The 10,880-nt window shown below is 74.8% G+C and carries 10 protein-coding genes; 5 read left to right on the top strand and 5 right to left on the bottom strand.

The annotated features are described in order from the left end of the window. Window positions 1–38: 38 nt before the first annotated feature. From VFZ92_RS39625 to VFZ92_RS39615, 3 genes are read right to left on the bottom strand one after another with little or no spacing between them, the layout of a single operon-like run. Window positions 39–1,190, bottom strand: coding sequence for an AAA family ATPase (locus VFZ92_RS39625; protein WP_330882801.1), 1,152 nt, complete (start codon window positions 1,188–1,190; stop codon window positions 39–41). Next, window positions 1,187–6,022: a hypothetical protein gene (locus VFZ92_RS39620; RefSeq protein WP_330882799.1), complete on the bottom strand. Its 4,836-nt coding sequence runs from the start codon at window positions 6,020–6,022 to the stop codon at window positions 1,187–1,189. Before VFZ92_RS39620 ends, VFZ92_RS39625 begins: the two co-directional genes overlap by 4 nt. Beyond that, complete coding sequence (locus VFZ92_RS39615) at window positions 6,019–6,885, bottom strand: DUF4132 domain-containing protein (protein ID WP_330882797.1); 867 nt, start codon at window positions 6,883–6,885, stop codon at window positions 6,019–6,021. The genes VFZ92_RS39620 and VFZ92_RS39615 overlap by 4 nt, the downstream gene beginning before the upstream one ends. A gap of 221 nt (window positions 6,886–7,106) precedes the next feature. Here VFZ92_RS39615 and VFZ92_RS39610 point away from each other — a divergent pair, with 221 nt between their 5' ends. From VFZ92_RS39610 to VFZ92_RS39600, 3 genes are all read left to right on the top strand, one after another. Further along, window positions 7,107–7,325: a hypothetical protein gene (locus VFZ92_RS39610; protein ID WP_330882795.1), complete on the top strand. Its 219-nt coding sequence runs from the start codon at window positions 7,107–7,109 to the stop codon at window positions 7,323–7,325. Window positions 7,326–7,353: 28 nt separating this feature from the next. Next, the gene (locus VFZ92_RS39605; RefSeq protein WP_330882793.1) at window positions 7,354–7,683 is read left to right on the top strand and encodes a BTAD domain-containing putative transcriptional regulator; all 330 of its coding nucleotides are present in this window, start codon (window positions 7,354–7,356) and stop codon (window positions 7,681–7,683) included. Between the two features lie 149 nt (window positions 7,684–7,832). Continuing rightward, window positions 7,833–8,162 carry a hypothetical protein gene (locus tag VFZ92_RS39600; protein WP_330882791.1) on the top strand — a complete coding sequence of 110 codons (330 nt, stop codon included), beginning with the start codon at window positions 7,833–7,835 and terminating at the stop codon, window positions 8,160–8,162. Between the two features lie 292 nt (window positions 8,163–8,454). Here VFZ92_RS39600 and VFZ92_RS39595 read toward each other — a convergent pair whose 3' ends face one another. Then, window positions 8,455–9,384, bottom strand: coding sequence for a LysR family transcriptional regulator (locus VFZ92_RS39595; RefSeq protein ID WP_330882789.1), 930 nt, complete (start codon window positions 9,382–9,384; stop codon window positions 8,455–8,457). A gap of 86 nt (window positions 9,385–9,470) precedes the next feature. Between VFZ92_RS39595 and VFZ92_RS39590 the strand changes: the two genes are divergently transcribed. Further along, window positions 9,471–9,809 carry a YybH family protein gene (locus tag VFZ92_RS39590; RefSeq protein WP_330882787.1) on the top strand — a complete coding sequence of 113 codons (339 nt, stop codon included), beginning with the start codon at window positions 9,471–9,473 and terminating at the stop codon, window positions 9,807–9,809. 4 nt (window positions 9,810–9,813) lie between these two features. On the opposite strand, the gene VFZ92_RS39585 is transcribed toward VFZ92_RS39590, so the two are convergent. Then, window positions 9,814–10,266: a nuclear transport factor 2 family protein gene (locus VFZ92_RS39585; protein ID WP_330882785.1), complete on the bottom strand. Its 453-nt coding sequence runs from the start codon at window positions 10,264–10,266 to the stop codon at window positions 9,814–9,816. 86 nt (window positions 10,267–10,352) lie between these two features. Between VFZ92_RS39585 and VFZ92_RS39580 the strand changes: the two genes are divergently transcribed. Then, the coding region (locus tag VFZ92_RS39580) for a TetR/AcrR family transcriptional regulator (RefSeq protein WP_330882783.1) at window positions 10,353–10,880 on the top strand (528 nt) is incomplete at its 3' end.

Below are 10,880 nucleotides of genomic sequence, written 5' to 3'. Positions count from 1 at the left end.
GGTGGGCGGCCGCGGGGCCGCCCACCACCAGCGGTGCGTCAGGCGTCGAGGACGTCACGGAGTTCCCACATGCGGCGCCAGGTGCGCGAGCCCGACTCGGCGCGGCGGCGGACCGCGCCGTCCCAGTAGCCGAGCAGCCTCGCGGCGTCGCCGGGGTCGTCCTTGCGGACCACGCCCAGGAGGTGGCCCGGCAGCAGGGAGAGCGGGTCGCGGTCGCCGGGGAAGTACGTGCCCGCCAAGCCGAGCGCCGTGGCGACCGAGACCGCCTCGGCCGTGCTCATGACGGTCGACGGGCGCTCGACGGCCCAGCCCTCCTCCGACACGCCGTTGCGGAGGTCGCGGAACGCGGTCACGAGCGCCTCCAGCACCACGTCGTCCACCGCGAACGGGGCCTTCACGCGCTCCAGCGCCGCGCTCGCCTGCCTGCGGACCAGCGCGATCTCGGCGGTGAGGTCGCCGATCGGGCCGACGGCCTCGAAGTTGAAGCGCCGCTTGAGGGCCGCGGACATCTCCGAGACGCCGCGGTCGCGGAGGTTCGCCGTGGCGATCACGGTGAAACCCGGTGCGGCGTGCACGGTCGCGTCGTCGCTGCCCGACAGCTCCGGCACGGCGATGCGCCGGTCCGACAGGATCGACACCAGCGCGTCCTGGACCTCCGGGAGGCAGCGGGTGACCTCCTCCACCCGCACGACACCACCGGTGCGCATCGCGGTCAGCACCGGGGACGGGACCAGCGCCCGCGGGCTCGGCCCCTCCGCCAGCAGCAGCGCGTAGTTCCAGCCGTACCGCAGCTGGTCCTCGGTCGTGCCCGCCGTGCCCTGCACGACCAGCTGGCTGGTGCCGCACACGGCGGCGGCCAGCAGCTCCGAGAGCATCGACTTGGCCGTGCCGGGCTCGCCGACGAGCAGCAGACCGCGTTCGCCTGCGAGCGTCACGACGGCCCGCTCCACGAGCGCGCGCTCGCCGACGAACTTCGGGCTGATCACCATGCGCGACGGCACGCCTGCCGCGGTGACGCCCTTGGGCAGCGCCAACGGGTCGCCGCTGCCGACGATGTAGGTGACGACGGCGCGCGGGGTGAGCCGCCAGCCCGGCGGCCGGAGACCGTCGTCGTAGGCGGCGAGGAACGCCAGTTCGTCGTGGTGGGCGTCCTCGGCCGGTTCAACCTGCCTGGGGGCGACGGCGGTCACCTGCGTCCTCCGGTCTTGAGCTCTTCGTAGGCGGGGGCGTCGCCGTCGAGCACGCGCTGCCAAGCACGGGCGAACAGCGCGGCGACGGGTTCGTGCGGGGCGATGAGCCCCGCGGGGACGGAGGTGAAGCCGAACATCGGGGTCTTCCACGTCTCCAGCGGCAGGTGCGGTGCGCTGAGCGGCAGCCAGCCGCCGGGCAGGAACAGCGAGCGCCCAGCCCTGGCGCGCTTGGCCGTCAGCACCAGGTCGGTCGCCCCGAGCGCGGCGCGCGCCTTCTTCAACCGGGCGGGCTTCCAGCCGGTCCAGCGCGCCACGTTCGCGTCCGTCGGGTCCGGCAGCGCCAGCAGTTGCAGGTACAGCGCCGCCGCGTCCTCGTCCAGGCCGAACCTCGCGGCCACCTCGCCGACCAGGTGCGGCACCGACACCGTCGGGTCCTGGAAGTACGTCGCGGGGTCCACGCCCTCGGGCGCGGTCGCGGTGCACGCGGCGGTGAGGGCGTCGTCCAGCAGCAGCTCCAGCGACGTGAACACGCTGCGCGTGTGCGTCACCTCCACCAGCGCCGCCAGCAGGTCGTGGTCGGCCGGACCGAGGCGGCCCGGCCACACGATCAGGCGGCAGTACTGGTCGGACATGCCGATGACGGTCAGCCACGGGCGGTGCTGCACGACCTCGCCCGCTGCCGGCATGTCACCGCCGAGCAGACCGCCCACGTTCTCCCGCGACAGCCAGCTGCCGACCTCGATGGCGAAACCGGGGTCCGCGGCCCGCTGCCGGGCCAGCTCCAGCGCCTCCGGCAGCCTGGCCCGCAGCGGCGAACCGGCCGGGAGCCGCTGGGCCAGCCACAGCAGCACCTGCGGCACGGCCACGAGGGTGCCGCTGGTGAAACCGTCGCCGCGCTGGGTCCGCAGCGTCGTGCCGTCCAGCCGCATGTCGGCGTCCGTCGTGAGCCACGGGGTGCTGTCGGGGTTGACGACACCGGTCACGTACTCGCCGGTCTGCGGCACGGGCAGCAGCTTCGCGGCGTCGACCAGCACGTCGTCCGGGACCGGCGAGCGGTGCCCGTGCGCGGCGGTCCACACCTCCGCGACGGCGGCCACGTCCGGACCGCTCGTCCACAGCTCGGCCGGGTCCTCCGGCACGGCCGCGGCGAGCAGCGCGAAGCGGTAGTCGTCGGTCAGCCTCTTGAGCCGTTCCTTGGCGGCCTTGGCGCCGCCCGCGGACAGGGCGAGCAGACGGCGGTCGGCGGTGCCGAGGTAGTTCGCGTCCCACCGGTCGACACCCGGCATCCCCGCGAGGATCAGGGTCGCCTCGGCGCTGCCCAGCCCGGTGTGCTCCACCAGCGCGGGTACGGCGTCGGGAACCCACGGGGCGGGCCCGCGCTCGGCGAGCACGTCGAGGAACCGGGTGATCCGCTCGCCCGCGAGCCGGGGGCGCACCTCCGCCGACGTCTCCAGCAGCCAGCCCGAGGGCAGGGCGAACCTGCCGGGGGTCCGGCTGAACTGGACGCCCTCGAAGATGTTCGCCCGGCTGTGCCGCCAGTTCTCCTCGAACACGGCGATGAACCCGTCGCCCACCGGCACGACGCGGTGCAGCGGCTTGGCGGTGCCGTCCGGCACGACCACGCCGACGGTGCGCCAGCGGCCGTCGCCGTCGGCCAGGCCGCTGTCGGCGAGCGACCGGAGCAGCAGCACCAGGGCGGCGCGCTGCTCCTCCGGGGTCAGCGGCGACGCCGCGCGGAGCGCGAGCGCCCCGAGGTTCGGCAGGTGGTCGAACCAGTCCGGGGCGGACGACTCGGGCAGCGCGCGCCCCGAGGGCTTCGCCTCCGCCGCCGTGCCCGCCAGCGCGGCGACCAGCTCGGGCAGCGCGGTCGCCTTGGCGCCGTGCGTGCTGCTGGAGCGGTACCCGCCGAACCAGCCGAGCGCGGCGTTCATCTCCTCCTCGGTCACCACGGGACCGGCGGGGGCCAGCGCGTCCAGGTCGACGGACTTCGCGGCCACCGCGATCTCGCCGAAGCCCCGGAAGGTGCGCAGCTGCTTCGCGGCACGGCGGACCACGTCCAGGACACCGGCGATCAGACCGGGGTGGGTGAGACCGGGCAGCGCCTTGGTGACGGCGCGCGCGAGGTCGTCGCGCTCCCCGCCCAGCAGCGAGGTGAGCCGGTCGCGCAGCGAGCGCTCCTGGCCCTCCTTCTTGTCCAGCTCGGCCACCGCGGCGGCCAGGACGTCGTCCACCGCACGGCGGGTGATCCCGCGCAGGGCGGCGGACCCGGCCTCGTCGCGGGGCTTGAACGCGTGCCACCAGGCCATGGGCACGAGGAACGGGGTGCCCGCCGCGTAGGGCGAGTGCGACTCCCTCGTGGACAGGCTGCCGAGCAGCGTGCCGCCGTCGTCGAACAGCTCCACCGACCGGTACGACCCGGCGAACACGAGCCTGCCGCCGCCCGGCAGACCGAGGACGCCCTCGGGGGTCCGGGAGCCCTTGGGCAGCCGCACCCGGCGGCCGTCGATCCCCTCGCCGAGCCACGAGCCGTCGGCCTCCTGGCGCACGCGCCAGCCGTGCAGGCCGTCGGCCGCGCCGAGCGGGCTCGACCCGGTGCCCTCGGCCACCGGGCGCAGGTCGCAGTCCGCCAGCGCGAGCCTGGTGCCGTCCTCGGTGAACTCCTCCAGGAACCGCGGCAGGCTGGCCCGGCCCAGTTCGCCGGTGGCCGGGTCGACCTCGTGCCACCACCACCGCTGGTTCTGCCGGGCCCCGGTCCACACCGTCGTGCCGTCGCCGAACGCCTTGGCCGGGTCCGGGATCTGCGTGTCGCCCCGGTGCACGGCCCGCCGCCCGCTGAACCGGCCGCCGTCGGGCAGCGCGATCGACGGGTCGTCCACGTCGCTGTTGTAGTAGCCGCGGTACTCGCTGGTCGGGGCGAAGACCTGGTCGGGGGCGTCGCTCCAGTACGCCCGCTCGCCGTCGGACGTCCGCCAGCGCACCAGCAGGGCGCCGTCGAACCACGACGCGACGGGCGTGGACGACCAGGTGGTCTTGGTGTCGGCGGGGACGCGCGAGACGTGCTCGGCGAGGATCCCGTCCGGGCCGACGACGATGAACGTGCCGCCGCGGCCGAGCACGAGCGCGGGCCAGCCCTCGCCGCACGCGGTGACGCCCTCGTTGTTCTTGCCGCCCACCGTGGCCAGCTTGGCGTAGGCCTCCTCCAGGGCGGGCCAGCCCAGCTCGTCGAACAGGCCGGTGCGCAGCGTGGTGTGCAGGGCGGCGGCGACGTCGGTGGTGCCGATCGCCTCGGCCGCCTCCGGCACGTCGGCGAACGCCTCGGGCAGCCGCACCACGGCCAGCGTCTCCAGGGTGGTGGCGAGGCCGGGCAGCGCGGACGCGGTGATCCCGGCCGCGCTGCCGGTGATCCAGCGGCGCAGCGCCGCCCGCAGACCGGGCACGGCGAGCACGCCCAGCAGCACCTCGGTGTCGGCCACGCCGTGCCGGGCGCTGGAGCGGAGGTGGGCGACGACCCCGCCGCCGAGGGAGGGGGCGAGCCGTTCGGAGGCCGCGAGCGCCGTCAGGTCGCGGCGGCCGGGGGCCTCGTCGGACAGCCAGTCGGAGACGTCGTACTGCTGGTCGGCGCGGTCGGGCGCGGTCAGCGGGATGTCGTGGGAGACGAGCAGGTCCAGCACGTCCAGCTCGCGCTGGCGCCAGCCCTGAAGCGCCTTGACGGGCACGGCGTCGGCGGCGAGCCTGCCCGCCATCGCCTCCACCAGGTCCAGCAGCGCGGTGGAGCGGCCGACGGACCGCCACTCCGAGGCGCGGACCGCGAGCACCGACGACAGCCACTGGGCGGGCACGGTCGGCACCTCGCCCGCGGGCTCGACCAGCGCGCGGGTGGCGCCGCAGGCCTCCAGGACGCCGAGCCACGTGTCGAGCGCGGCGGCCGAGGCGGGCACGAACGTCAGCAGCAGGTGGCGGACCTCGGTGTCGCGCGTGGCCAGTGCGATCAGCGCCTCGCGGTAGGACTTCCAGAACCCGACGCCCGCGCGGGTGATCGCGGAGCTGTCCAGGACCGCGCGCAGCAGCCGCTCGTCCTCGGCGGCGACGTCGAGCTTGGCCACCTTGGCCAGGCGCCGCAGGTCCTCCGGCATCCCGGTGTAGGGCGGCAGACCGCCTCGGGTGCGCTCGACGCACAGGGTGAGGAACAGCTCGTAGGCCGAACCGCCGTCGTGCTTGCGCGCCAGCCCCTTGGCGTGCGCCGACAGGGCCTTCGCGGTCAGCGCCCCGGCGAACGCGAACTCCAGGAACACCTCGCGGGTGCGCTCCTGGTCGACCTCCAGGTCGTGCACCTCCTCGGCTTCCCGCGCCTTGCCGAACATGCTCGCCGCGTACGTGGGGTTGCCGTGCTCCAGGAAGATCCGGCCCGCCTGCTCGTAGAACGTCGGCAGGAAGTGCGGCGCGGAGCGGCCCAGCATCACGCCGAGGTGGGTGAAGCCGTCCTTGGCGGCTCCGGCGCGCGACCGGGCGGTGCGGGCCAGGCGCTCGACGTCCTTCACCAGGTTGAGCGCGTGGTGGGCGTTGGCCGGGTCGTTCACCAGCGCCCACGCCGGGAAGCCTAGGGCGCTGCGTCTGCCGGTGCCGACCTCGGCGGTGCGCACGGGAGCGCTGAACCCGAGGTACTCGCTCGTCAGGTCCTCGGCGCGCCCGAGGACGGCGGGCACCAGCCGCACGACCACGCGGTCGTCGAGACCGGGGTGCGTGTAGTGGCGGGCGGTGATGGTGTCGCGGTCTTCCCCCGCGGCCTCGACACCGGGCAGGACGGCTCCGGCGGCGATCAGTGCCTTGCTCATGGTGCTACCACCGCTTCCTCGACGACGCGACCGGCGTGGATCGCCGAGGCCATGCGCATACCCTCGGACCACGCGACCGGTCCGACGTCGGACAGGGGGACCGCGGTTCCGTTCTCCAGCGTCCAGTGCAGGTCACCGGTCCACGTCTCGCCCTCGGGGTAGTCCGAGCCGATCCAGTAGCGGGCCTCCACGATCCGCCCGTCCTCGAACGCGGAGTACACCGCCTCGCCTCCGCGCACCGGGTAGCCGAGCGTGCGGCACCGGCCCAGCGCGTGGTTGAGCTGCTCGAACTTGCCGCCGGAGTAGTCGTCGACGGCACCGCGGTTCGCCGGGAACGACTCCGGGCGCGCGAACGTCTGGCGGAACAGCTGCTGCGCCTTCTGCTCCACGCCCAGCTCGGCGCCGAACTCGCGCAGCTCCTCCAGGTCGTCCAGCAGGACCGGGTGCGGGATCGACACGACCTCGGGCCTCATCCGGACCGTGTCGCCGTCGAGGGTGACCACGCCGAGGCCCTTCTCCGCGTCGACGTCCCGCAGGAACCCCGTTTCCGGGCCGCTGCCGCCGTCCGCCGTGACGACCAGGTCACGCAGGGCGTCGGCCCACGCGGCGTCGGCCCACACCTCGGTGAGCAACGCCGTGGGCACGGGCAGTGAGCGGACCATCCATCCGTCCACGGCGGACAGGCACTCGGCCTTGTGGCGCGCCAGCCACTCGGCGAGCTGGCGCAGCTGCACCACCTGCGGATCGTCCTTGATGGACGCGGGCGTCGAGGAGAGCAGCTTGCCCTTGCCGTTGCGGCACTGGACCTTGCCGTTCTCCGCGAGCCGCACCTGGTACCCGGACGCGGCGTCGAGCCAGCCCACGGTTCCTCCTGCGAATCGGTCTTCCTGGTGTCGAGCGGGAGGGTAGCGACGGGCACCGACAATTTTCGCCGCTCGCTCCTTTCGCAACCTCGGCGTGACCCCCGCGGAGGTCAGGGGACGGGGTTCGCCCGCGGTGTGTCCGGGGCCCGCCGAGCGCGCTCATACCAGCGTGGGGTCGTGCGGAATTCCGTCCACAACGGACCGTTCAGGTGGGGGCGGCGATGGCTGCGCTGCTGCTGGGTCGACCCTCCGTCCACGCGGGCGGTGCCGTGCCGCGCCCGGCCAGGCGCATGGCGCGCGTGCTGCCGGGGATGCTCGCGCTGCGCCCGAACCGGAGGCTGCCGCTGGAGTGGGTCGTCGACGGGCTGTGGCCGGAGCGCCCGCCCGCGTCGGCCGCGGCGAGGACGCCGACGCGGCGCGCCTGCCGGCCGGGGCGCTGAGGCTGTGGCGGGGCGAGCTGATGGAGGCGTGCCGGTCCCGGCGGTCTCGCAGCCGAGGGCGGTCGTGCTCGACGACCTGCGGCTGCGCGCCACCGAGGAGCTGGTCGACGTCCGGCTCGCGCTCGGGCACGAGCGGGACCTCGTCCCCGTGCTCAAGGGGCTCGTGGTCGAGCACCCGCCGCGGGAGCGGCTGTGGCACCGGCTGCTGTTCGCGCTGGTGGCGACCGGGCGCCGGGGCGAGGCGCTGGACGCCCACCGGCGGCTGGCCGCGGTGCTGGACGTCGAGCTGGGGGGCCGGCCGAACCCGGCGACCGCGCGGCTGCTCGACCCGGTCCGGAACCCCGGCCCCCGGCGCTGAGTACGTGTGCGCACGGCCTGGCCACCGTCGCGTCACCCACGAGGAAGGGAGAGCACCACGGCACGCACGTCCGGCTCGCCTGGCCGTCGCGGGACGCGCCCGAGCTGATCGGCCGGTGGCTGGGGTGGGCGCCGTTCGCGCCGGACGACGTGTCGCTGGAGCTGGTGCTGCTCGTGCCGGACCACCCCGACGACGAGCCGGAGGCGCTGCTGGTCGGCGCCGCCCCCGCGGACGCGCTCTCGGAGTTCCTGGCCGGGGTCGCCGCCGAGCCGCGGCTCGTGGAGGTCGAGCACCTGTCGGCGGCGGGGGCCGTGCTGGTGCAGGCGACCCCGGCCTCGGCCGTCGCCCACGACCCGGTCGGCATCCCGCTCGTGCGCGTCCGGCCCGGCATGTGCGCGGCCAAGACCGGGTTCTTCGACCGCGCGCTGCCGGAGGACGCCGTGCGGGAGCTGACGGCGCACCTCGTGGGGGGCGGGTGAACGGCGAGCCGCACGAGGTCGCCTTCACGCCGTCGCGCGGCGTTCCGGCGCACGCCACCGCGTTCGCGCACCCGAACGCGACCTACCTCGTGAAGCACACCGTCCTCGTCGGACCGGTCGGCGCGGCCCGGCGGGGACGGGAGGCGGTCGACCGGCTCACCCGGAGCTGGGCCGCCGTCCACCCGTGGGACACCGGCGGCGCCTACGCGAACATCCCCGACCCGGCGCTCACCGACTGGATGTCCGCCTACTACGCGGACAACGCGGACCGGCTGCGCGAGGTCAAGACCGCCTACGACCCGGAGGACTTCTTCCGGTCCGCCCAGTCCGTTCCGCCGCTCTGGTCCGCCGCGAAGGCGCGGCGGGCGTGCGAGAGCAGTGCCCGCAGGGCGGGGCCGGGGGAGTCGCGCCACACCAGGCTGAGCAGCGCCGGGGTGGTGGCGTCGGCGATCGGGAGCGCGGTCAGGCGGTCTCGGTGGTGCTCGGCCATCGACTCGCTGAGCACGGCGACGCCGAGGCCGCGGGCGGCGAGGTCGGCGACGGCGTCGGCGGCGCTCGCCTCCAGCCCGATGACGGGGTGCAGGTCCCGCGCCGCGGTGACCTGGTCGAAGACCGCGCGCAGGCCGGTGCCGGGCGGCATGCACACGAGGGGGTGGTCGCACAGGTCGCGCAGGGTGACCCGGCGGCGGGCCGCCAGCGGGTGGTCCGGCGGCACGGCGGCGACCAGCCGTTCGCTGATGATCGTCACCGCCGCCAGACCGTCCGGTGTGGACGCCGCCGTGCCGACCAGCGCCAGGTCCGCGGTGCCGTCGCGCACCGCCCCGACGAGCCGGTCGGAGCCGTCCTCCAGCAGCGACACCTCCACGCCGGGGTGGGCGCGGTGGAACGAGGCGAGCGCGTCGAACAGCGGCGTCACGGTGCACCCGACGACCATGCCGACGGTGAGCCTGCCCCTGATCACGTCGGTCACCTCGCCCACCGCCTGGCCGACGGCGTTCGCGGACGCCAGCGCGGCGCGGGCGTGGTCGAGGGCGGCCTCGCCCGCGACGGTGAGCGTGGCGGTGCGGGCGGACCGGTCGAACAGCGCCGCGCCGAGTTCCCGTTCCAGCCTGCGGATCTGGGCGCTGACACCGGACTGGCTGATGTGCACGCGTTCGGCGGCCCTGGTGAAGCTGCGCTCCTCGGCGACCGCGACGAAGTACTCCAGCTGCCTCAGGTCCATGACCGGTGATTCTAGATGTCAGAAGAAGTAGCTGTTGGACTTCTGCTCGGACCGCCACCAGGCTGGGTGGCGTGAACGAGAGAGCGATGGAACCAGAGGACATCACCCGCCTGTTCGTCGAGCGGTCGAACGCGGGCGACGCGGCGGGCGTGGCGGCGCTCTACGAGGAGGGGGCCGTGCTGGCCTACCCGCCCGGTGGCCGGACCGTCGGCCGCGCGGCGATCCAGGCGCTGTGGGAGCGGGTGCTGGCCGACCGGCCGCACTTCGAGCGGGAGGAGCCGCTGCCCACGCTGGTGAGCGGCGACATCGCCCTCACGTCGACACCGCCGGGGGACGGCTCCGGCGCCCGCGCCCAGGTGGTCCGCCGCCAGCCCGACGGCAGCTGGCTGCGAGTGCTGGACCAACCGGAGTTCGTCCGGCCCTGAGGGCCTACCGCAGGGGCAGGTCGGGCTCGTCGTCGGTGCGGGGCCCGAAGATGCGGCGCTCGGACTCCGCGATCACCACGTCGTTGATGCTCGCCTCGCGGCGGGTCATCAGCCCGTGCTCGTCGAACTCCCAGTTCTCGTTGCCGTAGCTGCGGTACCAGGTGCCCGCGGCGTCTCGGCACTCGTACTGGAAGCGGACGGCGATGCGGTTGCCCGCGAACGCCCACAGCGACTTGCGCAGCGCGTAGTCCAGTTCGCGCTCCCACTTCGCCGTCAGCAGCGCCACGATCTCCGCGCGGCCCCGGACGAACGTGCCGCGGTTGCGCCACACGGAGTCCTCGCTGTAGGCGAGGGAGACCTTCTCCGGGTCGCGGGTGTTCCACGCGTCCTCGGCCGCGCGGACCTTCCGCAGCGCGGTGTCGGGGGTGAACGGGGGCAGGGGCGGTCGATCGCTCACGGTGGGGCTCCCAACTGACGAGAACGTGCGTTCTCCAAGTACTCTAGAGAACGCACGTTCCCCGACGCAAGCCCCTAGGACGCCCCATGCCCCTCGACGCCGACACGGCACGCACCCGGCTGCTCGACACGGCCGAGGACCTCTTCTACTCGCGCGGCATCCAGGCCGTGGGGATGGACGACCTCCGCGGCGGCTCCGGCCTCTCGCTCAAGCGCCTCTACGCGCTGTACCCGGCCAAGGAGCAGCTCGTCGAGGCGTACCTGCGGCGGCGGGACGTCCGCTGGCGCGGCTCGCTCGCCGCGTTCGTGGAGCAGGCCGACGACCCCCGCGACCGGATCCTCGCGGTGTACGACTGGCTGGGGGAGTGGCTGCGGGAGCCGGGGTTCCGCGGTTGCGCGTGGGTCAACGGGTACGGCGAGCTGGGCGCCACGTCCGAGGTCGTGGCGAGGGCCGCGCGCGAGCACAAGCAGGCCTTCGCGGACTACCTCGCGGGTCTCGTCACCGCCGCCGGGCTACCGGAAGCGCTGGCGCCCCAGCTGTTCCTGCTCGCCGAGGGGGCGATGGTCGGCGCGGGCGTGCTCGGCGAGCCGCGGCTCGCCGAGCACGCCCGCGCC

This window comes from Umezawaea sp. (assembly GCF_036375055.1).
Taxonomy (GTDB): Bacteria; Actinomycetota; Actinomycetes; order Mycobacteriales; family Pseudonocardiaceae; genus Umezawaea.
This window is presented reverse-complemented; position numbering and strand designations above follow the sequence as displayed.

Coding starts and splice junctions, on each gene's coding strand:
- VFZ92_RS39610 (WP_330882795.1), top strand. CDS start 7,107: ATGGCTGCGCTGCTGCTGGGTCGACCCTCCGTCCACGCGGGCGGTGCC.
- VFZ92_RS39590 (WP_330882787.1), top strand. CDS start 9,471: ATGGAACCAGAGGACATCACCCGCCTGTTCGTCGAGCGGTCGAACGCG.
- VFZ92_RS39595 (WP_330882789.1), bottom strand. CDS start 9,384: ATGGACCTGAGGCAGCTGGAGTACTTCGTCGCGGTCGCCGAGGAGCGC.
- VFZ92_RS39620 (WP_330882799.1), bottom strand. CDS start 6,022: ATGAGCAAGGCACTGATCGCCGCCGGAGCCGTCCTGCCCGGTGTCGAG.